We start from the raw sequence: 21,005 nt of genomic DNA, 5'->3' as shown, positions 1-21,005 counted from the left end.
ATGCCGAGCGCAACACTACTTGGCCAGGCGCTGATCTCGGGCGTCCTGGCCGGCGGGATGTACGGATTGCTGGCGCTGGGGCTCAGCCTGAGCTGGGGCCTGTTGCGACTGGTCAATCTCAGCCATTTCGCACTGGCTTTCCTCGCGGCCTACCTGACCTACGAGCTGGGTACGACCTATCACGTCGCGCCATGGTGGTCGGTGCTGCTCATCGTGCCGTCGATGTTCGTGATCGGCCTCGCCCAGCACTGGATATTCGTGCGCTTCAAGGTGAACGAACTGGGCTCGCTGCTGATCACCTTCAGTTTCGCGGTCATGCTCGAGGTCGGCATCCAGCTCTACTGGACCGCGGACTATCGCCGCTTCGAGACCCACTATGCGACCTGGTCGCTGAAGGCGGGACCGTTCTACATCCCGGTACTGGAACTGATCCTCTGCCTGGTCGCGGGCGTGCTAGCGTGGGGCACCTGGCTCTGGTTGCGCAAGACCTATGTCGGCAAGGCCCTGCGCGCGAGCGCCGAGGATGCGGATATCGCCGCGGCGTACGGCGTCGATCACCGCAAACTTGCCTACCTGCTCTCTGGCGTCGGCGCCGCGTATGCCGGCGTGGCGGGGACCTTCATCGCCCTGATCGCGACCCTGGCGCCGGCCCAGATCTGGGCCTGGCTGGGAGTCGTGTTCGCGGTGGTGATCATCGGCCGGCTTGGCAATCCGCTGGGTGCTCTGGCTGCCGGCATGCTGATCGGCGCCAGCGAGTCCATCGCCATGGCGATCCTCAGTCCGGCCTGGGCGCCGGTCGTGTCGTTCTCTGTGCTGATCGCGATCCTCCTATGGGATCCGGAGTGGTCATGACGGTCGGGCGCACACTTCCCAAGGCCGCGGCTGCGCTCGGGATCCTGGCCTTCGCCATCCTGCCGACGGCCGGACTGCCGGCCTTCTACGATTCGTTCTTCTATCTGGTCTTCTTCTGGGTTTCGCTATCGACCAGCTGGGCGCTGCTCTCGGGCTTCGCAGGCTACTTCAGCCTCGGGCATGCGGCGTTCTTCGGCGTCGGCATGTACACGACCGCCACGCTGACCACGAAGGCGGGCGTGCCGTTCCTCGCGACGGTTCCGGTCGCCGCGGCGATGGCGGCCCTGCTGGGCGTCGGCATCGGAGCGGTCGTGTTCCGCATGAAGCGGCTGCGCGGCGAACTGTTCGCCCTGCTGACCCTTGCCGTTACCTTCGTCATTGCCACGATCATCCTCAACACACCGATCGACGGCGGCGCCGGCGTGTTCATGAGCGCCGTGCCAGTGCCGAACCTGATGCCGACGCAGACCGGCACGATATACATGCTGGGATTCGCGATGTGCGTGCTGACGCTGGGCATCGCCTGGTGGGTGGCGCATTCGCGTCTCGGCCTCGGCCTGTTCGCCATCCACGATGACGAGGATGTCGCCGAAGCCAAGGGCGTGCCGACATTCCGCTACAAGCTGATCGCCTTTGCCCTGTCGGCCGGCATTGCCGGCGCCGTCGGCGGCATCCACGCGATGTATGTCGGCTTTCTCACGGTGGCCGGGACGTTCGAACTCACCGTGCCACTCTACGTCGTTCTGATGAGCGTGCTGGGCGGCGCGCGCAGCTGGTTCGGCCCGGCGATCGGCGCCACCGTGATCACGGCTTTGCTCTATGCATTCATCAGCGGCGGCGAGGCGATGGTGGGCCGGGCGGTCGTCGGGCTGATTCTGGTCCTCGCGATCCTGTGGTTGCCCGACGGCGTAGTGCCGGCGATCCAGGCATGGCTGAAGCGCCGCCGGCCGGTCGAGGAGAGGGCACAGGCTGCCGTGGTGCCGGTGGTTCCAGCGACGCCGCACCGGATCGGGACCCGCAACATCCTGGAAGCCAAGGGCGCGGCCAAACGGTTCGGCGGCCTGCAGGCCCTGGCCGGCGTCGATCTCGACGTGCGCGAGGGCGAGATCCTGGGGCTGGTCGGGCCGAACGGCTCGGGAAAGACGACCCTCATCAACGTCATCTCGGGCTTCTATCCGTTGAGCGGCGGCACGATCACCGTCGACGGCGTGGAGATTGGCCATCTGCCGGCACACGAGATCGCCCGCCGCGGGGTGGCCCGCACCTATCAGATTCCAAGACCGTTCGTGAACATGACCGTGCTCGACAACGTGTCCATGGCCGCGACCTTCGGCGGATCTACACGCACGACCGCCGAGATCCGCGATGAGGCGTTGCACTGGATCGGCTTCACCGGCCTTGGCGGCAAGGAGGAGGCGCTTCCCTCGGAACTCAACCTGCATGAGCGCAAGTTCCTCGAACTGGCACGCGCGCTGGCGGCGAAACCGAAACTGCTCCTGCTCGACGAGGTCCTGTCGGGCCTCAATCCGACGGAAGTCGACAATGCCATTCGCCTGGTGCGGGCCATCCGCGCACAGGGCGCGACCATCGTCTTCGTGGAACACTTGATGCGGGCGGTGGTCGAACTTTCCGACCGGGTCGCCGTGCTCAACGAAGGCAAGCTCTTTGCCCTGGGCGAGCCGCGCGAGGTCATGCGCGACCCCCGCGTCGTCAGCATCTATCTCGGCAAGGCCTATGCTGCTTGAGATCCGCAACCTGCATGTCGGCTATGGCGACGCGCCCGCCGTCTGGGACGTCTCCATCGACGTCGATGCCGGGGAGATCGTTTCGGTCATCGGCCCCAACGGCGCCGGCAAGACAACGCTCATCAACGCGATCGCCGGGATGCTGCGCGCGCGGCAGGGACAGCTTCGCTTCGATGGCGCCGACATGACGCGCGTGCGCCCGCACGGGTTCTGTGAACGGGGGATCGCCCTGGTGCCCGAGGGACGCCGGCTTTTCACCAAGATGACTGTCGAGGAGAACCTGGAACTGGGCTGCTACCTGCCCCGGCCGCGGGCGGCGCGGGCCCAGTCGCTGGAGAGGGTCTACGAGCTGTTTCCGATCCTGCGCCAGAAGCGGGCGCAGGCGGCGGGGGAATTGTCCGGCGGACAGCAGCAGATGGTGGCGATCGGCCGGGCGCTGATGGCGCAGCCGCGGATTGTTCTGTTCGACGAGCCGTCGCTCGGTCTCGCGCCGACCATTGTCGACGACATGTTCGATATCATCGTCCGGGTGCGCGACGGCGGCGCCGCCGTGCTACTGGTCGAGCAGAACGTCATCAAGGCGCTGAGCGTGGCGGACCGGGCTTACGTGCTGGAACAGGGGCGCATCGTGGCGACCGGCCTTCCGGACGAACTCATGAAGCAGTCCCACATACGCGAAGCCTATCTGGGAGTTTGAGCCCGCATGCCCAAGACCCTGCCGACCGCCCCGTTCGAGGGCGCCAACGAGAACCTGTCGGCGACGACGGCGCCCCAGGACGTGAGCCGCGAGGACGCCGCCACGTTCGACGTCCTGCGCAAGATGCGCGAGGACATCCTCTGCTGCGTGCTGAAGCCCGACCAGAAGCTGAAATTCGGCGAACTGCGCCTGCGCTACGACACCAGCGTCGGTACCCTGCGGGAGGCGCTGTCGCATCTCGTATCGGAGGGGCTGGCGCGCACTGAGGCCGGCCGCGGCTTCCAGGTCGCGCCGATCTCGCTGGCGGACTTCCTCGATCTCTCGGAACTGCGCGTCTATCTGGAGACGAAGACGCTTGCCGACGCGATACGCCACGGCACCGACGCGTGGGAGGCGGAAATCGTGAGCTCCTACTTCCTGCTGAGCAAGCTGGCGGCGCCGCGCCCAGACGATCCGCTGTCCGTGAAGCAGGAATGGGGCAAGCGGCACAAGCGCTATCACGATGCGCTGGTGGCAACCTGCCGCTCGCCGTGGTCGCTGCACTATCGCAGCGAGCTGTTCGACCAAGCGCGCCGCTACCACTGGCTGACCATGATCCATAGCCGGCTGCATCGCCGCAACGAGCACCTGGAAATCCGCGACGCCGTGCTGGCGCGCGATTCCGATCTGGCTTGCTCGCTCATGGAGAAGCACATCCGCACGACCGTCGAGCAGGCCGTGTCAGACGTTCCGGGATTGATCCGCGGCAATGCCAGGGCCTTGAGGCCCGCCGGGCGCCGCAAGAGCTGAAGGGGAGAAGACCATGGACACGATTCAAAGACCGGCGACCTACGACGTCGGCGGCGTTCGCTATCCGCGGCCGTTCAAGATCCGGCGTCTTGGGCATTTCGGCTTCAACGTCGCGGACATGGGCAAGGGGCTCGACTTCTACTCCCGTCTCCTCGGGTTCCGGGTCACCGACACGCGCGACTTCTCCAAGGTGCCGGGCCGCGAGGAGATGGCGAAGCGCCTCCAGGATCCGCGCATCGTCTTCATGAGCCACAATGCCGACCACCATGCCTTCCTGCTGGCGCACAAGTCGCTGGGCGCCATCTTCGGAGACGACGCGGTCTCGCGCGATGTCACGGTGAACCAGATCACCTGGCAGGTCGGAACGATGGACGAGGTGTTCGCGGCGGCCGACTATTTCCGCCAGCACGACGTCGAGATCCGCCGGGTCGGGCGCGACATGCCGGGCAGCAACTGGCACACCTACATTCGCGATCCCGACGGCCATACGGTCGAACTCTATTACGGCATGGAACAGATCGGCTGGGACGGCCGCTCGAAGCCCGAGTCGATGTACTACCGCGCCTTCCGGGAGACGCCGGAACTGCCGCAGATTTCCGAGGAACAGGAAGTGCGCGACGCCATCGCAAAGGGCATCGACATCAATGCCGGCAACGTGATCCGGGACGAGACCGGCGAGGAATACGTCGTTGCCGGAACGCGCCTGCCGCGGCCGTTCAAGGTCACCAGCATCGGCCCGATGAGCCTGTTCGTCGCCGATGTCGGCGCGTCGGAAGCCTTCTACACGCAGACGATGGGCTTCATCCGCACCGAGGTCGTGACCTGGAAGGGCCATCGCTGCGTCTTCCTGCGCAACGGCAGCGAGCACCATTCGCTCTCGCTGTTCCCGAAGGCGCTGAGGGGCGAACTCGGGCTCAATCCCGATACGAGCTGCGCCTCCATGGGCATCGAGGTCGGCAGCTACCAGCAGCTTCGCGATGCAGTGAGCTACCTGAAGAAGAAGGGCGTGCCGTTCACCGACGTCATTCCGCCGGAGCTCTATCCCGGTGTGGATTATGCCGCGCACATTCTCGATCCGGCCGGCCACTGCCTGATGCTGCACTACTACATGGAGCGCATCGGCTGGGACGGCAAGCCGCGCCCGGCCGAGCTGCGCCGCAAGGTCGGCAAGGACTGGCCGGAGGCGATCGAGCCGCTGTCGGACACCTACGCCGATCAGACGTTCATGGGACCGTTGGGATAACGACGGCCCGAACAATGAAGAACAGGAGGAGGAAACATGAGACGCAGGACCTTGCTGATGTCTGCCGCGGCGGCGGCGGTTGGCGCACCCGCGATTGCGCGTGCGCAGGCCTATCCGTCGCAGACCATCAGGCTCATTCACGGCTACGACGCCGGTTCGAACCCTGACACCATCGCGCGCCATCTCAGCGGGCCGCTGACGGAGATTCTCGGTCAGCAGATCGTCATCGAGCCGCGGCCGGGTGCGGCAGAGCGGCTTGCCGCCAGCCAGGTCGCGCGCATGAAGCCCGATGGCTACGCGCTCTACCTCATGACGGGCGGGCAGGCCGTCGTCTCCGCAACCGACCGCAGCCTGAGCTACGATCTGCTCAAGGACTTCGACTTCATCTCGATCGTCACGCGCTTCCCCTTCGTTCTCACCGTCGGCCCCGATTCGCGCTTCAAGACGCTCCAGGCCTACATCGAGGAAGGCAAGCGCGATCCGGGTAAGCTGACCTACGGCACGTCTGGTGTCGGATCCACGCTCCATATGGCGATGGAGCTGATGCTCGAGAAGACCGGCGCGAAGATGACCCATGTACCCTACAAGGGCGGCATCGGGCAGCCTTACAACGATCTGGTCGCGGGCCGCCTCGACATGCATGTGGCGACCTTTTCGAGCGCGCAGCCGTTGATGAAGACCGACAAGCTTCGGGCGCTGGCCGTCACCTCCAAGGAGCGGCATCCGGGCTTTCCGGCCGTTCCCACGGTTTCGGAGACGGTGGTGCCGGATTACGACGTCGTGTCCTGGCTCGGCTTCACGTCGCCCGCCGGGCTGCCGCCCGCAATCCGCGACCGGCTGTATGCCGCGTTCCAGCAGGCAATGGCGCGGCCCGACGTCAAGGCCAAGCTGGAAGAGCTGGGCAACGACACGCGTGTCACGAGCCCGGCCGAGTTCCGGGCGCGGGTGGAAGCCGACATGGCTCGCTGGCGCCCGCTCGCCCACGTGGTCAACCAGTCCTAGAGTCAGATCGAGCGTTTGCAGGGGAGAGAGGGTGTCATGAGCAAGTACGGAATCGGCCAGCCGGTGTTGCGCTTCGAGGATCCGCGCCTGTTGCGGGGGCAGGGCCGCTTCGTCAACGACATCAATCTGCACGGGCAGACCTATGCGGTGTTCGTCCGCTCGCCGCATGCCCATGCGCATATCCGCTCGATCGATACCAAGACGGCGGCGGCGGCGCCCGGAGTCCTGGCTGTCTATACCGGCCACGACGTGGTGGCGGACGGGCTCGGCATGCCCAAGGCCAACATGCCGAGGAAGCGGCCTGACGGTAAGCCGATGTTCGCGCCGCAGCGGCCCGCTTTGGTCGTCGACCGCGTGCGCTATGTCGGCGACCCGGTGGCGATGGTGGTGGCCGAGACGCTGGCACAGGCCAAGGATGCCGCCGAACTGGTCGAGATCGACTATGAGCCGATCCCCTCGGTGACTCTCACCGAGGATACGGTGAAGCCCGGGGCGCCGGCCGTCTGGGACGACTGCCCCGACAACATTTCCAACTTCGTCGAGCGCGGCAACAAGGCGGCGACCGACGAAGCGATCAAGGGAGCGGCCAAGGTCATCAAGCGTCGCTACGTCATCACGCGCGTACATGCCCAGTACATGGAGCCGCGCGGCACGCTGGGCGTCTACGACCAGGGCGAAGACCGGATGACGCTCTACGCCGACGTGCAGTATCCCCACCGGGTCCGCAACATGCTGGCGCAGAACGTCTTCAAGGTGCCTGAAAGCAAGTTGCGGGTGATCACGGGCGATGTCGGAGGCGGTTTCGGCACCAAGGGATGGCAGTATGTCGAGCATCGTCTGACCCTTTGGGCGGCGCGAAAGCTGCTGCGGCCGGTCAAATGGTGCTGCGAGCGTTCCGAGGCGGTGATGGCCGACGAACACGGGCGCGACAACGTCGGCGAACTCGAGTTGGCGCTCGACGCCGACAACAGGTTCGTGGCGCTGCGCCTCAACATGCTGGCCAATATCGGCGCCTATGTCGGCTCCGACCGCAACCTGCTGTCGCCCTTCGGCATGATCGGCACGGTGCTGGGCGTCTATCTGATCCCGAAGGCCTACATCAACGTGGTGGGGGTTTTGTCCAACACCAATCCCACCGCGCCCTATCGCGGTGCGGGGCGGCCCGAGGCCATCTACCTTATCGAGCGACTGATCGACGATGCGGCGCGCGAACTGGGCATCGACCGGGTCGAACTGCGGCGCAAGAACATGCTGGGCGAGGCGGCGTTGCCGTACCAGAGCCCGGTCGGGCCGTTCTATGACTGCGGCGAGTTCGAGAAGAACATGGACATGGCCCTGAAGCTCGCCGATGTGGCGGGCTACCAGGCGCGCGCCGAAGAGTCGAAGAAGCGCGGCAAGCTGCGCGGGCTCGGCATCATCAATGCCATCGAGCAGGCCGCGGGGACGGCCCAGCCGGAGTACGCCGAGATCCGCTTCAATCCGGCCGGCACGGCGGCCCTGCTGATGGGCACGAAAGCCCAGGGGCAGGGACACGAGACCATGTTCAAGCAGATCCTGAACGAGCGTCTGGGCATCGATCCGCACGACGTGCAGTTCATCGATGGCGACACCGACCGCGTGGCCTTCGGCATGGGAACCAACGGCTCGCGTTCGACGGTGCTGGGAGGATCGGCGCTGTTCATGGCGGCCGAGAAGGTGATCGCCAAGGGCAAGCGGCTGGCCGGTCACCTGCTCGAAGCGGGCGAGCAGGACATCGAATTCGCCGAGGGCATCTTCAAGGTGAAGGGCACCGACAAGACGGTGTCTCTGAAGGCGGTCGCGATGGCGGCCTTCAATCCGACCAAGTGGCCCAAGAGCGGCTTCGAGGGCGGTCTCTACGAGAACGCGACCTATCTCGGCGAGAAGGACACCTATCCCAACGGCTGCCACATCTGCGAGGTCGAGGTCGATCCCGAGACCGGCGAGGTGAAGCTGGAGCGGTATGCCGTGGTCGACGATGTCGGCACCGTGATGAATCCGATCGGGTTGAAAGGCCAGATCCACGGCGGTGTGGCGCAGGGCGTCGGCCAGATCCTGGGCGAGCAGGTGGTTTGGGATCGCGAGAGTGGCCAGCTCCTGACCGCGAGCTTCCTCGATTACACGATGCCGCGCGCCGACATGATGTGCAGCATGGAGGTGAAGTCCAATCCGGTGCCGACCAAGTACAATCCGCTGGGCGCCAAGGGCGCGGGCGAGGCCGGTACGGTGGGCGCGATGCCCGTGCTGATGAACGCCGTGATCGATGCGCTGGCGCCGCTTGGCGTGCGCGATATGGTCATGCCCGCCACGGCGGAGAACGTCTGGCGAGCCATCCAGGCAGCGAAGGGAGCCTAGACCCATGGGACAGATTGTCGGCGCGGCCGTGGTCTCGCACCACCCCGGCCTGGTGCAACCCAAGGAAATTCGCGTGCAGCGCGGCAACGGCCGCGACTCCGACCTGGTCGAGGGCTTCGAGCGCGTGCGCGCGAAGATCGACGCGGTGAAGCCCGATACGTTCGTGCTCTTCGACACGCACTGGCTCACCACGTCGCTGCACCTCGTGGCCGGCGCCGCCCACTACAAGGGCAGCTACACGTCCGACGAACTGCCGTTCTCGATGACGCGATTTCCCTACGATCATGCCGGCGCCCCGGCGCTCGCCGCCGAGGTTGAGAAGGTGGCGCAGGAGAGGAAGGTCGCGGCGCGCAACGTCGTCGAGGAGACGTTGCCGCTGCACTACCCGACGATCAACGTCATCCACTATCTCGGCCGTGGCGAAAAGGTGCTGAGCGTCGGCACCTGCCAGACGGCCAGGTTCAAGCATTTCTTGGAGATGGGCGAGGTCGTGGGCGAGGCGATCCGCCGCTCCGATGCCCGCGTCGTGCTGCTGGCATCCGGCGCGATGAGCCACAAGTTCTACGACCTAGATCACGTCCCGCCCAATCCGCGCGTCTGGCATCCCGACAACGTCTCGGAGCCGAAGAACCGTGCGCTCGACATGGAGGTGCTGGAACTCTGGAAGCAGGGCCGGCACGACATCGTGCTCGACCGCTTCCCGGAACTGGAAGAAGCCAAGTACGAGGGTCGGGGCGCACACTACGCGCAGATGATGGGGGCGCTGGGCGGCAGGAGTTGCCGGGCCCGCGGCACGCAGCTCTCGGAATACGAGAACGCGGCCGGCACCGGCAATGTTCATGTCTGGTTCGATCTTCAGTAGGGGGAGTTGTTGAGATGAGCGTACTCGAGGGATCGCGCAAGGAAATCCGTCACGTCATCAAGGACGGCAGCGCCTATTGGGTGGAGTTCAAGGATGGAAAGATCGTCTTCGCCGACGGGCGCACGGCCGAGGAGAAGGACGTCGTTCATCTGCCACCCTGCAATCCGACCAAGATCCTGTGTGTCCACGTGAACTACATCTCGCGCTACTACGAGTTCAACAACACGCATACGCCACCCAAGACGCCGACTTATTTCCAGAAGCCCTTGACGGCCCTCAACGCTCACAAGGGCGAGCTGGTAAAGCCCAAGGGCTACAAGTACGTGAACTACGAGGGCGAGATGGCCGTGGTCTTCTCCAAGGTGACGAAGAACGTGACCCGGGAGGAGGCGTGGGCATGCATCGCGGGCTTCGCGCCGGCCAACGATTTCGGCTGCCATGATTTCCGCGACACCGATGCGGGCTCGATGCTGCGGGTGAAGGGCATGGACGGCTTCTGCCCGATCGGCCCTGGGCTCGTCTCCGGCGTCGATGTGCGGCAGTCGACGCTGCGCAGCTACAAGAATGGCAAGATGGTGCAGGAAGGTGCGGTCAGCGAGCAGATCTTCGACTGCGGCTACCTGATCGCCGACCTCGCGCGCCACATCACCTTCCTGCCGGGGGACATCCTGCTCACGGGCACACCGGCGAACTCCCGTCCGCTCGAGGCCGGCGACACGATCGACATCGAGGTCACGGGTGTCGGCCGTCTCTCCAACACCGTCGTGGAGACGCCCGCGCCGCGCGCGTCCGAGGGCTTCCCGCCCAGCCCCGACAGCGAGGGTGTGCGCCGGGTGGCGCTCGGCAATGAGGAGCGCCTGCCGGACAAGTTCAAGACGAAGTAGGTGACGGTCTCAGGGGCTGGCGTGGCCCAGGAAACGGTCGGGCGGCCGGTCGCCCCATTGCGACTGGAAGCCTTCCTCGGCACTGAGCAGGTTGCCGCCATTGGCTGCATTCAGCCGGTCGGTATCCGCCCAGCGTTCGTGGACGCGGCCCCACGGATCGCACCAGTAGTCGTAGACCTGGCTGCCCAGCAGGTGTCGGCCGATGCCCCACATGTGGTCGTACTTGCCCAGCCGCTTGATGTACTCGTGATCCTGGAAGACGCAGTCGATGTCCTGCACCTCGTAGGACACGTGGTTCAAGCCGGCCCGCGTGTTGTGATTGCAGAAGAAGACATGGTGATCGACATAGGCATCGCCGCGGTCGAGCCGGTTGAACGAGCCGATGATGTTGTCTTTTTCACCGACATAGACGTCGTCGGAGCGGATCATGCCCAGCGTTTCGCGAAACCAGGCCACGGTTTCGATCACCTTGGGCGAGGAAAGCACGCCGTGCCCGATGCGCTGGATCGACGTGGGCGACTTGCCGAGACGCATCACGCGCCCCACGCGGCGCCCCGGCTCGCGGGCCGTGTTGTGCTCGTCGCGGGCGACCTTGATCGGCTCGACGCGTTTCTGCCCGGCGACCACTTCGATCTGGTAGCCGTTGGGTTCGGTGAGGCGCACGCGCTTGCCACCGCCAGGCTCGTCCATCGTCTCGATCGCGGAAGCGCCCGGCAGCTTCGCCAGGCGCTTGAGGTCGTCTTCGTCGGCGGCGTGATAGGCGAAGCCGATGAACTTGGTGCCGCCTTTGTGCACGACATGCAGATGGTGGTGGTCGTCGGTGCCGCGCATGTAGAGCGCGTTGGGTGTGCGCTCCGCACGGATCAGACCGAAATGGGTGAGGAACTCCTCCATTCGGTCGAGATCGGGGGCCTCCATGCGGGGCCAGGCAAATTCCGCAGCCTTGATTACGGCCATTGTTTCCTCCGCTCTTTGGAGGAACGCTAGCCCGACCATGCGACCCTGAAAAGGAAAGAAACCATGTCCAAGCCGCCGGCTGCCAATCCACGCGACGCGCTGCGGTCCCTGGCCCCCAAATTGATCGAACTCACGGACGATGTCCTGTTCGGTGACGTTTGGGAGCGGCCGGGCCTCTCCAAGCGCGACCGCAGCCTCATAACGTGTGCAGCCCTGGTCGCGATGAATCGCACGGAGCAGCAGACGGGACACTTCGCCCGTGCCATCAACAATGGAGTGACCAAGGACGAGCTGATCGAGCTCATCACGCATCTCGCATTCTATTCCGGCTGGCCGACCGCCATGTCGGCCGCCAACGTCGCCAGGAAAGTGTTTGAAGAGGGAGAGAAGAAGTGAAGCTTTGCTATTTCAACGACTACCGGCTGGGCGTCATCAAGGGCGACCAGGTCGTCGACGTCACCGATGCCGTGAAGGACATCCCGCACCTGGAGGCGCGGGACCTCATGATCGGCCTGATCGCCCGCTGGGACGAGTACAAGGGCAAGGTCGAGAAGGCCGCCGCTGCGGGCAAGGGAGTGCCGGTCTCCGGAGTCAAGCTGCGCCCGCCAGTCCCGAAGCCGGGCAACATCGTCTGCATGGCCGTGAACTACATGGAAGACGGCACGCTGCCGGAGAAGCCCGCCATCAACGCCTTCCACAAGGCGGCGACAGCCGTGATCGGCGACGGCGACACGATGGTGCTGCCGGATGCCCCGGCCACCATCTTCGAGGGCGAGGCCGAGATGGCGCTGGTCATCGGCAAGCGGGCCACGAGGGCGACGCAGGCCGACGCGTTCAAGCACATCTTCGGCTATACCTGCTTCATCGACGGCTCGGCCCGTGGCCTGCCGCCGCCGGGCAACGTCTTTTTCCAGATGAAGTCGCGAGACACGTTCGCGCCGATCGGCCCCTGCATCGTCACCGCCGACGAGATCGCCGATCCGCAGAACCTGAACATCACGCTGACCAACAACGGTGAGGTCATGCAGAAGTTCAACACGTCCGACATGGCGCATCACATCCCGCGCATCATCGAGTGGGTCAGCTCGATCCATACGCTGGAGCCCGGCGACATCGTCGCCACCGGCACCAACCATCGCGGCCTCCACTCCTTCATGGACGGAGACAAGATCGAGCTGACGGTGGAGAAAATCGGCACGCTGAAGTTCAACGTGAAGGACGACCTGAAGCGCACCTGGGCTCGCACCACGCGCCTGCAGCACAAGGAGAAGGGCGGGGAGGGCCCGCACACGCCACAGCTCACCGGCAAGTACGCCAAGTAGTGTCTCTTACGGTCGCTCCGTCTCGGCGGAGCGACCCCCGCCATGGAGAGGAAGCCGTGACTCGATCGATTCAGGTGCCGGCCGGCCTCTTCGACAGTCGGGACTATGGCTTTGCCCAGGTAACGATAACGCAGACACCGACAGGCCGGGCCGTCCACGTGTCCGGTCAGGTTGCCTGGGATGCCGATCGCAATGTCGTCGGCCGCGACGATATCGGCCGCCAGCTCGAGAAGAGCCTCGAGAATCTGGCGACGGCGCTGGCGTCGGTCGGCGCCAGCCTCGATCAGGTCGGCGCATTGCGGCTCTACATCAAGCAAAGCCACATGCACGAAGGCAAAGCCATCGGTGGCGTTCTGAAGGCCATGTTCGGCGACAATCCGCCGTGTACGACCTGGATCGGCGTTCCGGCCCTGGCAGACGAGGCGTTTCTCGTCGAGGTCGAACCCTCAACCGTGTTCCTGACGCGTGCCTGAGACAAAGAAAGGGCGTCGCGGTTTCCCGCGGCGCCCCTCCGAGACAGCAGGCTGCTACCTGCTTAGTGGGTGAGGGCCGGCTGGCCCGCCTGGACGGGGATCGCGCGGGGCTTCTTCTCCTCCGGGATCTCGCGCTGCAGCTCGATCGTCAGCAGGCCGTTGGCGAGCTTCGCGCCGGTGACCTTCACATGATCGGCGAGCTGGAAGCGGCGCTCGAAGTTGCGGCCCGCGATGCCACGGTAGAGATACTGCTTCTCTTCCTGGCCTTCGCTCGGGGCGGCCTGGCCGGTGACCAGCAGCTCGTTTTCCTTCTGGGTCACGTTCAGCTCGGCTTCGGCGAAGCCCGCGACCGCCATCACGATCCGGTAGGCATTATCGCCGGCCTTCTCGATATTGTACGGCGGGTAGCCATTGGCGCCGGACTGGCTGGCCACCGAGTCGAGCAGGTCGAAGACCCGGTCGAAGCCGACGGTGGCACGATAGAACGGGGAATAGTCGACGGTACGCATTTGATCATCCTCTCCTGAGCGATGTTGGACGTTCCCGCCCCGGATGGGCGCGGGGAACGACGAGGATTTGGGGAGGGAAGGGCCGGCTTCAAGGGCAATAAAAATTTCCTTCGGAGCCTCTTGAACGGCAGGAATTGCTCCTCCGGCAACAACCTTCGGGAATTCACTTCGTGGCGGATGTGCGAGGAATCGCCAGATCAACGGCGGTTAGCAGCATGTCCAAGTTTCTTCCCAAGTCCGAAACGTCCCTCTGGGTCCTGTCGATCTCGCAGGCGGTCGGCATGCTCGCCCTCAACGTCGTGCTGCGCGCGGCCGTGTCGTGAAGCACCTGCCGCTTTTCTTCGATCTGGCCGGCCGACAGGTCGTGGTGGTCGGCGAAGGGCCGAAGGCCGACCTGCGCGCCGCTCTAGCCAACTCCGCGGGCGCGCACGTTCGGCGGCTCGACGCCAGGTCGCTTCGGCCAGACGACTTTGCAGGCGCAATCGCGGCGTTCGTGGCCACGGACAACGAGGGTAGCGACGCGGCGGCCCATCGCGTGGCCAAGGCCGCCGGCATACCTGTGAACGTGATGGACCGTCCCGCGCTTTGCGACTTCATCATGCCCGCGATCGTCGAGCGCGATGGTGTGTTGGTCGCGATCTCGACCGGTGGTGCTTCGCCCACGCTCGCCAGCGTGTTGCGTGCCCGGGTCGAGGCCGCTCTGCCGGAGCGCATCGGGGCGCTCGTCCGCTTGGCCGCCGGCTTTCGTGGCCGGGTGAACGATCTGATCGCCGACCCAGCTCGCCGCCGTGCATTTCTCCGCCGCCTGGTCGAAGGGCCAGCGTCGCGTCTCGCGCTTGCGGGGGACGAGGCCGGCGCCCGGCGTTTCGCGCTGGATGAACTTGATGCGCTTCGACGGCAGGCCACCTCCGCCGGCATCGCCCACATCGTGGGCGCCGGTCCCGGCGATCCCGACCTTCTCGCCCTGAGGGCCGCCCAGCTGCTGCAGGAAGCCGATGCGATCCTTCACGACGACCTTGTGCCGCAGGCGGTGCTGGCGCGGGCGCGTCGCGATGCCGAGGTCGTTTGCGTCGGCAAGCGCAAGGGCCGCCCGAGCTGGGCGCAGGCGGACATCGACGCCGAACTGGTGGGCCGCGTCCGTGCCGGCCAGACCGTGGTGCGGCTCAAGGCAGGGGACCCGTTCGTGTTCGGCCGCGGCGGCGAGGAAATCGACGCTCTACGGGCGGCGGGCCTTGCCTACACGATCGTGCCCGGCATCACGGCGGCGCTGGGTTGCGCCGCCGCCGCCGGTATCCCGCTCACCCATCGCCGGCATGCCTCCACCCTGACCTTCGTCAGCGGCCACAGCGCCGCCGACGGCAGGCCCGTGGCATGGCCGGCACTCTCCGCGCAGGGTCATACGCTGGCCGTCTACATGGGCACGACCGAAGCGCCCGCCGTACGGGATCGTCTGCTGGAGGCAGGGACTCCGCCGCACACGCCGGTGGCAATCATCGAGAATGGCACTCGGGCTGACCAGATCGTGACCACGGGCCGGCTCGTCGACCTGGCGCGGCTCGCGGCCGCGCATGCCCAGGCCGGTGGCCCCAGTCTCATCATCATCGGGGACGTGGCAGCCTACGCAGCCGCGGTCGAAACCCCGCCGCTCGTAAAGGTGTCCTGATGGCCAAGAATCTCATCGGCGACCTGCAGGTCGCGTCCGCCAATCGCCTGGTCGATGGCATGGTCGTCTGGCTCGACGAAGCCGGCCAGTGGACCGACCGGCTGGAGCGCGCGGCCGTGGCGCGCGACGCGCGGGGCGCGGAGATACTGCTTGAGCGTGCGCGAGCCGAGGGCTTTGCCGTGATCGATCCGTTCCTGGTGGCGGTGACGGAGGGCGAGGACGGCACGATCGAGCCGCTTTCCTTGCGCGAGAAGATCCGTGCCTCGGGGCTGACCTTCGATGCCATTGCGGCCGACGCGGTGCGTTATGCCTGATACCCATTTCTACCGGTACGACGACTACGACCGGACGCTCGTCTCGGAGCGCGTCGACCAGTTTCGCGACCAGGTGCGGCGTCGCCTCGCCGGCGAGCTCACCGAAGAACAGTTCAAGCCGCTGCGCCTGACCAACGGCCTGTATCTGCAGCTTCACGCCTACATGCTGCGAATCGCCATTCCCTATGGCACCCTGTCGTCGCGGCAACTGCGCAAGCTGGCGGACATCTCGCGCAGGTACGATCGCGGCTATGGCCACTTCACGACGCGCCAGAACCTGCAGCTGAACTGGATCAAGCTCGAAGATGCGCCGGATGCGCTCGCGGCGCTGGCCGAAGTCGACATGCATGCGATGCAGACGTCGGGGAACTGCATTCGCAACGTGACCGCCGATCACTATGCCGGCGCTGCCGTCGACGAAATCGAGGATCCGCGCATCTGGGCCGAGATCGTGCGGCAGTGGTCGACGCTGCATCCGGAATTCACCTTCCTGCCGCGCAAGTTCAAGATCGCCATCACGGGCTCGCCCAACGACCGCGCTGCCGTGCGGGTGCACGACATCGGATTGCGCCTTTGGCGCAACGAGAGGGGCGAGGAAGGTTTCGAGGTGATCGTCGGTGGCGGCCTCGGGCGCACCCCGATGATCGGCAAGACCCTGCGGGAATTCCTGCCGAAGGAAGAGCTTCTCGCTTATCTCCAGGCGACCTTGCGGGTCTACAACCGCTACGGTCGACGCGACAATCTCTACAAGGCGCGCATCAAGATCCTCGTGCACGAGGTGGGCGCCGAGAAGATGCGCGAGGAGGTGGAGGCCGAGTACGCCGCCATGCGTGACGATGCGCTGACCCTGCCGGCCGAGACGATCGAGGCGATCGCGCGCCAGTTCGCGCCGCCCGACCTGCCGGTGCGGCCGGCGATTTCCGGCGCGGTGGAAGCCCGGCGCCTCGAAGATCCGGACTTCGCGCTGTGGCTCAAGTCCAACGTCGCGCCGCATCGCGTGCCGGGCTATGCGATCGTCACTGCGTCCCTGAAGCCCGCCGGTGCGCCGCCGGGCGACGCGAGCGCCACCCAGATGGACGGTGTGGCCGACATCGCCGAGACCTACAGCCAGGCCGAACTGCGGGTCAGCCACGAGCAGAACCTTATCTTCCCGTACGTCGCGATCGAGGACCTGCCGCGCGTTTACGCTGCGCTCGCGGCCCTGGGCTTCGCGGAAGCCAACGTCGGCAAGATCACCGACATCATCGCCTGCCCGGGACTCGACTATTGCGCGCTGGCCAATGCGCGCTCAATCCCCGTGGCGCAGCGGATATCGGAGCATTTCGCGAGTCTCGCGCGCCAGCACGACATCGGCGACCTGAAGATCAAGATCTCGGGCTGCATCAACGCCTGCGGCCATCACCATGTCGGCCACATCGGCATCCTCGGCGTCGACAAGAACGGCGTCGAGCTCTACCAGATCAGCCTCGGCGGCGACGTCGACTTCGGCAGGACCGCCATCGGCGCGATCCTCGGGCCTGCGATCCCGGCCGACAGGGTTGTCGAGGCGGTCGATGCCCTGGTCGGCACGTATCTGGACGCCCGTCAGCCCGGCGAGCGCTTCGTCGAGACATACCGGCGCGTCGGCGCCGAGCCCTTCAAGGAGAGAGTCTATGGCTCTGTATAGCGAGTCCGGTCTGCCGGCATCCTACGTCACACTGCCATTCAAGGAGTGGCAGTCGCGTCCCGAATGGCCGGCGGTCTCGCTGGCCAATACCGATCCGGTCGAGGACCTTGCGCCGCAAGTCGGGCGCCTGCGTCTGATCGTGCTGGAGTTCCCGAAGTTCAGCGACGGACGCGCCTACAGCCAGGCCCGCCTCCTGCGCGGCCGCCTCGGCTATCGTGGCGAACTGCGTGCGACGGGCGGCGTGCTCCAGGACCAGCTGCCGTTCATGCTGCGCTGCGGGTTCGACTCGTTCGAAAGCGAGCAGAAGGGGTTCGGCGAGGCGCTCGCGAGGGCGCGGAAACTGTTCAGTGTCGTCTACCAGCCCGCCGAGGACGACAAGGTCCCGGCATCGCGGCGCAGGCTCGAGCGCGCGGTCCTCTGATCAGGTCTCCGAGGCGGGGGGCTTCGCCTGAGCCTCGAGCCATGCCAGGGCTTCGTCGGCGCCGTCGAAGATGCGGGCCTCGCCCGTGAACTTGCCGAGATTGATGTAGCGCTTGGCGAGTTCCGCTCCCACACCGGGACGGGGAATGAGCGCGAGGGGGCCGCGCTTGGCGAGCGTTGCGTAGGCTGCCGCGCGGGCGGCAAGCGCCATCACGTCCTCGTCGGTGTAGGTGCCGTCGCCCTTGCTCGCGTCGAAGAGCTTGCGATAGGTGAGCGCATCCTGCGCGACCACCCTGTCGGTGAACTCCTCGATGTCCTTCAGGGTGATCACGCCCAGGACCCGGGCGTGGACGAAGCGCTTTTCGTGATCGATCGTGAACTCGATGGGCATGACCGGACTTTAAGCAAACGCCACGGCGGCCGTCGAGGCGCTTGGCGGCTCTCTCAACCGGGGATAGGCTCTCTCCGCAGCCGGGAACACACCGGTGGGAGGAAGCGACATGATCAAGGGAGCAACGAGCGCCGTGCTGGCGCTCGCGCTGGGTTGGTGCGCGCTCGCGATCCCGGCTTCGGCACAAGTCTTCGTGAACATCCGCTCACAGGATGCTCCGAAGTACGACCCGCACAACAACACCTCGAGCGGCATGGGCCATCCCATGTTCATGATGGGCGACACGCTGGTCGCGCTCGACTGGGACCTGAAGAAGGTCCATCCGCTGCTCGCCAAGTCCTGGACGGTATCGGACGACCGGCTGACCTATACGTTCGCGCTTCGTGACGACGTCACCTTCTGCAGCGGCAAGAAATTTACCGCCGCCGACGTCATTTATTCCTTCACCCGCCTGGCCGATCCCTCGGCGCGCTGGCCCTTCTACTGGCGCCTGGGCGAGATCGACAGCCTGACCGCGCCCGATCCGTACACGCTCGTCTACAAGCTGAAGCGGCCGCATTCCGAACTGCTGGTCGACCTCGCGAACTTCGCCGCGACCATCATCAACAAGGACAATGTCGAGGCGCTCGGGGCGGATTTCGGAGTCAAAGGCTTCGACGGCACCGGCCCTCTCTGCTGGGAGAGCTGGCAGCCGCGCAAGGAACTCGTGCTGAAGCGGCACGATGCCTACAAGTGGGGGCCGACCGGCGTCTACGCCAACAAGGGCCCGGTGAAATACGAGAAGATGATCTGGCGCATCGTCCCGGAGGAAACGACGCGCATTGCCACGATGCTCTCGGGCCAGGCCGACTTCTGCCACTGGAACCCGCTGCAGGCGATCGAGAGCTTCAAGAAGGCGCCCAACCTCGCCGTCTACGAGCCGACGGCCGATTTCGCGATGTTCTACTGGGGCCTGAAGAGCACGCGCGAGAACCTGCAGGACAAGCGGGTCCGCCAGGCGCTCGCCCATCTCGTCGATCGTGAGGAGATCAACAAGGCGATCTTCTTCGGACAGGCGGAGACGGCGAGATCGCTGGTCCATCCCAAGGCGCTCGATTTCGAGCCGGCGACGCTCGACGTGCTGACCCGTCGGGATCCGGAGAGGTCCAGAAAGCTGCTCGACGAAGCAGGGTGGCTCATGGGATCGGATGGCTTCCGCCACAAGGACGGAAAGAAGCTCGAACTGCTGATGTACTCCTACACGGTGGGACAGAACCCCAAGCTGTCGGAGGTCCTGCAGGGCGCCGCGCGCACGGTCGGCATCGACATCAAGATCCAGACCTGGGATCCCACGGTCTTCTTCCAGAAGATCGCGCAGCAGGACTACGACATCTGGACACTCTCGGTGCCCTACACCTCGGCTGGAGACCAGATGTATCTCTACTACCATTCCAAGAACCGGCCGGTACCGAACCGCATGATGTGGAACGACGCGGAGACCGACCGGATCCTCGATGCCGGACGCACGGCAACGAACGACGCCGACCGCGAGAAGTACTTCAAGGAGATCCAGCGCCGCATGCACGACGAGGCGCTGATGATCCCGGCGGCGCATTCGAGGCTCTTCCTCGTGGCGAAGAAGAGCATCAAGAACGTCCGGGCTCACGGCATCTACAGCGCCGCCCTCTACAAGGGGCTGGACGTCCAGCCCTGACTTCGGGATCGTGGCCGCATGACCACGATCTACGGAATCAAGAACTGCGACACGATGAAAAAGGCGCGCGCCTGGCTCGAGGAGAGGGGCGTGGCCTACGACTTCCATGACTACAAGAAGGCGGGGATCGACCGCGGCCGGCTCGAGCGCTGGGTCGGTCAGGTCGGGTGGGAAGCGCTGCTGAACCGCTCCGGCACCACCTTCCGGAAGCTGGCGGATGCCGACAAGGAGGGACTGACCGAGGACAAGGCAATTGCCCTCATGCTCGCGCAACCTTCGATGATCAGGCGGCCCGTACTGGAGTGGAAGGGAAAGGTGATCGTCGGCTTCAAGCCGGGAAGTTATGAAGATCAGATAAAAATATAGTTAAATCAATATATTACACTAGATATTTGACAAATTGGACAAGATGGTCAAAGGTCACCGCATTAACGTCTCGAATCACTAACAAAATTGATTTCTGGCGGCGCGTTGCCTGCCCCTCTCAAGAGGCTGACCATGAAGACCACGTTCATTGCTGTCGTTCTTCTTCCGCTCGCCTTGTCGGTTTCTGCCTGTGGCGACACGTGGGGCGAGCGCGCCGTGACCGGCGGCGGCATCGGCGCCGGCACCGGCCTGGCCGTCGGCGCGATTGCCGGCTGGCCGTTGGTGGCGCCCGTGCTGGTCGGTACGGCGGTTGGCGCCGGCATCGGCGCGGCGACGACCCCGAAAAAGTAGCGTCACCCCAGCAGCAGCTTGAGCTTGCGCTCGAAGACGCGAAGCACGTCCTCGAGCGTCTCGCCGTGGGCGAGTTTGCGCGGGCCGTTGTAGACGATGTAGCCGCTGCCGCTCCCGCCCCCCGGGACCTTGGCAATGGCGAACAGCGGCTGTTCGGCGGTGTGGCGGAAAATGGAGAAAACCGCCATGCCTGGCCGGAAGTCGATGGCGTAGTCGCGCCATTCTCCGGAAGCCACACGCATGCTGTAGAGACCCAGGAGCCGCGACAGTTCCCGCTTGTCGAACGAGACAATCCGGCGCCGAGCCCGCTGATCGGCCAGACGGTACAAGTTGTTCATGCCACCGTGACTTCAAACATGTCGGTGATGTGAATACTTGCAGAACCGCCGGTGGGGGTAAAGCGTCGCCCCGACCCCATTCCGTTGTTTGCCAA

Annotated in this window: 23 protein-coding genes; 19 read left to right on the top strand and 4 right to left on the bottom strand. The window is 65.3% G+C overall.

The window, feature by feature from the left end; genetic code table 11:
* From LJ725_RS03465 to LJ725_RS03425, 9 genes are read left to right on the top strand one after another with little or no spacing between them, the layout of a single operon-like run.
* Nucleotides 1–852 (top strand): branched-chain amino acid ABC transporter permease, encoded by an 852-nt coding sequence (locus tag LJ725_RS03465; protein ID WP_230549217.1) that lies wholly within the window; start codon nucleotides 1–3, stop codon nucleotides 850–852.
* On the top strand, nucleotides 849–2,597 hold the full coding sequence (locus tag LJ725_RS03460) for a branched-chain amino acid ABC transporter ATP-binding protein/permease (RefSeq protein ID WP_230549216.1): 1,749 nt from the start codon (nucleotides 849–851) through the stop codon (nucleotides 2,595–2,597). The genes LJ725_RS03465 and LJ725_RS03460 overlap by 4 nt, the downstream gene beginning before the upstream one ends.
* Entirely contained in the window at nucleotides 2,587–3,294 is a 708-nt protein-coding gene (locus LJ725_RS03455) for an ABC transporter ATP-binding protein (RefSeq protein WP_230549215.1), read from the top strand. The genes LJ725_RS03460 and LJ725_RS03455 overlap by 11 nt, the downstream gene beginning before the upstream one ends.
* 6 nt (nucleotides 3,295–3,300) lie before the next feature.
* Complete coding sequence (locus LJ725_RS03450; protein WP_230549214.1) at nucleotides 3,301–4,083, top strand: FCD domain-containing protein; 783 nt, start codon at nucleotides 3,301–3,303, stop codon at nucleotides 4,081–4,083.
* Nucleotides 4,084–4,096: 13 nt separating this feature from the next.
* Nucleotides 4,097–5,326: a VOC family protein gene (locus LJ725_RS03445; protein ID WP_230549213.1), complete on the top strand. Its 1,230-nt coding sequence runs from the start codon at nucleotides 4,097–4,099 to the stop codon at nucleotides 5,324–5,326.
* 36 nt (nucleotides 5,327–5,362) lie between these two features.
* Nucleotides 5,363–6,328 (top strand): Bug family tripartite tricarboxylate transporter substrate binding protein, encoded by a 966-nt coding sequence (locus LJ725_RS03440; RefSeq protein ID WP_230549212.1) that lies wholly within the window; start codon nucleotides 5,363–5,365, stop codon nucleotides 6,326–6,328.
* Nucleotides 6,329–6,364: 36 nt separating this feature from the next.
* On the top strand, nucleotides 6,365–8,701 hold the full coding sequence (locus LJ725_RS03435) for a xanthine dehydrogenase family protein molybdopterin-binding subunit (protein ID WP_230549211.1): 2,337 nt from the start codon (nucleotides 6,365–6,367) through the stop codon (nucleotides 8,699–8,701).
* A 4-nt stretch (nucleotides 8,702–8,705) separates the two neighbouring features.
* Entirely contained in the window at nucleotides 8,706–9,563 is an 858-nt protein-coding gene (locus tag LJ725_RS03430) for a DODA-type extradiol aromatic ring-opening family dioxygenase (protein ID WP_230549210.1), read from the top strand.
* Between the two features lie 14 nt (nucleotides 9,564–9,577).
* Entirely contained in the window at nucleotides 9,578–10,447 is an 870-nt protein-coding gene (locus LJ725_RS03425) for a fumarylacetoacetate hydrolase family protein (protein WP_230549209.1), read from the top strand.
* A 9-nt stretch (nucleotides 10,448–10,456) separates the two neighbouring features.
* Here LJ725_RS03425 and LJ725_RS03420 read toward each other — a convergent pair whose 3' ends face one another.
* A complete protein-coding gene (locus LJ725_RS03420; protein ID WP_230549208.1) occupies nucleotides 10,457–11,404 on the bottom strand; it encodes a VOC family protein in 948 nt (315 codons plus the stop codon).
* Nucleotides 11,405–11,467: 63 nt separating this feature from the next.
* On the opposite strand from LJ725_RS03420, the gene LJ725_RS03415 reads away from it, so the two are divergent.
* From LJ725_RS03415 to LJ725_RS03405, 3 genes are read left to right on the top strand one after another with little or no spacing between them, the layout of a single operon-like run.
* On the top strand, nucleotides 11,468–11,800 hold the full coding sequence (locus tag LJ725_RS03415; RefSeq protein ID WP_230549207.1) for a carboxymuconolactone decarboxylase family protein: 333 nt from the start codon (nucleotides 11,468–11,470) through the stop codon (nucleotides 11,798–11,800).
* Nucleotides 11,797–12,726 (top strand): fumarylacetoacetate hydrolase family protein, encoded by a 930-nt coding sequence (locus LJ725_RS03410; protein WP_230549206.1) that lies wholly within the window; start codon nucleotides 11,797–11,799, stop codon nucleotides 12,724–12,726. Before LJ725_RS03415 ends, LJ725_RS03410 begins: the two co-directional genes overlap by 4 nt.
* A 56-nt stretch (nucleotides 12,727–12,782) precedes the next feature.
* Nucleotides 12,783–13,199 carry a RidA family protein gene (locus tag LJ725_RS03405; protein ID WP_230549205.1) on the top strand — a complete coding sequence of 139 codons (417 nt, stop codon included), beginning with the start codon at nucleotides 12,783–12,785 and terminating at the stop codon, nucleotides 13,197–13,199.
* Between the two features lie 62 nt (nucleotides 13,200–13,261).
* Here LJ725_RS03405 and LJ725_RS03400 read toward each other — a convergent pair whose 3' ends face one another.
* Complete coding sequence (locus LJ725_RS03400) at nucleotides 13,262–13,708, bottom strand: Hsp20 family protein (RefSeq protein WP_230549204.1); 447 nt, start codon at nucleotides 13,706–13,708, stop codon at nucleotides 13,262–13,264.
* Nucleotides 13,709–14,027: 319 nt separating this feature from the next.
* Between LJ725_RS03400 and cysG the strand changes: the two genes are divergently transcribed.
* From cysG to LJ725_RS03380, 4 genes are read left to right on the top strand one after another with little or no spacing between them, the layout of a single operon-like run.
* Nucleotides 14,028–15,371 (top strand): siroheme synthase CysG, encoded by a 1,344-nt coding sequence (cysG, locus tag LJ725_RS03395; RefSeq protein ID WP_230549203.1) that lies wholly within the window; start codon nucleotides 14,028–14,030, stop codon nucleotides 15,369–15,371.
* Nucleotides 15,371–15,685 carry a DUF2849 domain-containing protein gene (locus tag LJ725_RS03390; RefSeq protein ID WP_230549202.1) on the top strand — a complete coding sequence of 105 codons (315 nt, stop codon included), beginning with the start codon at nucleotides 15,371–15,373 and terminating at the stop codon, nucleotides 15,683–15,685. Before cysG ends, LJ725_RS03390 begins: the two co-directional genes overlap by 1 nt.
* Nucleotides 15,678–17,351, top strand: coding sequence for a nitrite/sulfite reductase (locus LJ725_RS03385; protein ID WP_230549201.1), 1,674 nt, complete (start codon nucleotides 15,678–15,680; stop codon nucleotides 17,349–17,351). Before LJ725_RS03390 ends, LJ725_RS03385 begins: the two co-directional genes overlap by 8 nt.
* A complete protein-coding gene (locus LJ725_RS03380) occupies nucleotides 17,338–17,772 on the top strand; it encodes a DUF934 domain-containing protein (protein WP_230549200.1) in 435 nt (144 codons plus the stop codon). Before LJ725_RS03385 ends, LJ725_RS03380 begins: the two co-directional genes overlap by 14 nt.
* Here the strand turns inward: LJ725_RS03380 and LJ725_RS03375 are convergent, their stop codons facing one another.
* Nucleotides 17,773–18,162, bottom strand: a complete 390-nt coding sequence (locus LJ725_RS03375) for a hypothetical protein (RefSeq protein WP_230549199.1) — start codon at nucleotides 18,160–18,162, stop codon at nucleotides 17,773–17,775.
* 109 nt (nucleotides 18,163–18,271) lie between these two features.
* On the opposite strand from LJ725_RS03375, the gene LJ725_RS03370 reads away from it, so the two are divergent.
* From LJ725_RS03370 to LJ725_RS03360, 3 genes are all read left to right on the top strand, one after another.
* Nucleotides 18,272–19,855, top strand: coding sequence for an ABC transporter substrate-binding protein (locus LJ725_RS03370; protein WP_230549198.1), 1,584 nt, complete (start codon nucleotides 18,272–18,274; stop codon nucleotides 19,853–19,855).
* Between the two features lie 18 nt (nucleotides 19,856–19,873).
* A complete protein-coding gene (locus LJ725_RS03365) occupies nucleotides 19,874–20,221 on the top strand; it encodes an ArsC family reductase (RefSeq protein WP_230549197.1) in 348 nt (115 codons plus the stop codon).
* Between the two features lie 132 nt (nucleotides 20,222–20,353).
* On the top strand, nucleotides 20,354–20,572 hold the full coding sequence (locus LJ725_RS03360; RefSeq protein WP_230549196.1) for a bacteriocin: 219 nt from the start codon (nucleotides 20,354–20,356) through the stop codon (nucleotides 20,570–20,572).
* A 2-nt stretch (nucleotides 20,573–20,574) separates the two neighbouring features.
* Here LJ725_RS03360 and LJ725_RS03355 read toward each other — a convergent pair whose 3' ends face one another.
* Nucleotides 20,575–20,910: a DUF2794 domain-containing protein gene (locus LJ725_RS03355; RefSeq protein WP_230549195.1), complete on the bottom strand. Its 336-nt coding sequence runs from the start codon at nucleotides 20,908–20,910 to the stop codon at nucleotides 20,575–20,577.
* Between the last annotated feature and the right edge of the window lie 95 nt (nucleotides 20,911–21,005).

The organism is Reyranella aquatilis (assembly GCF_020880995.1).
In the GTDB taxonomy this organism is placed as follows: Bacteria; Pseudomonadota; Alphaproteobacteria; order Reyranellales; family Reyranellaceae; genus Reyranella; species Reyranella aquatilis.
This window is presented reverse-complemented; position numbering and strand designations above follow the sequence as displayed.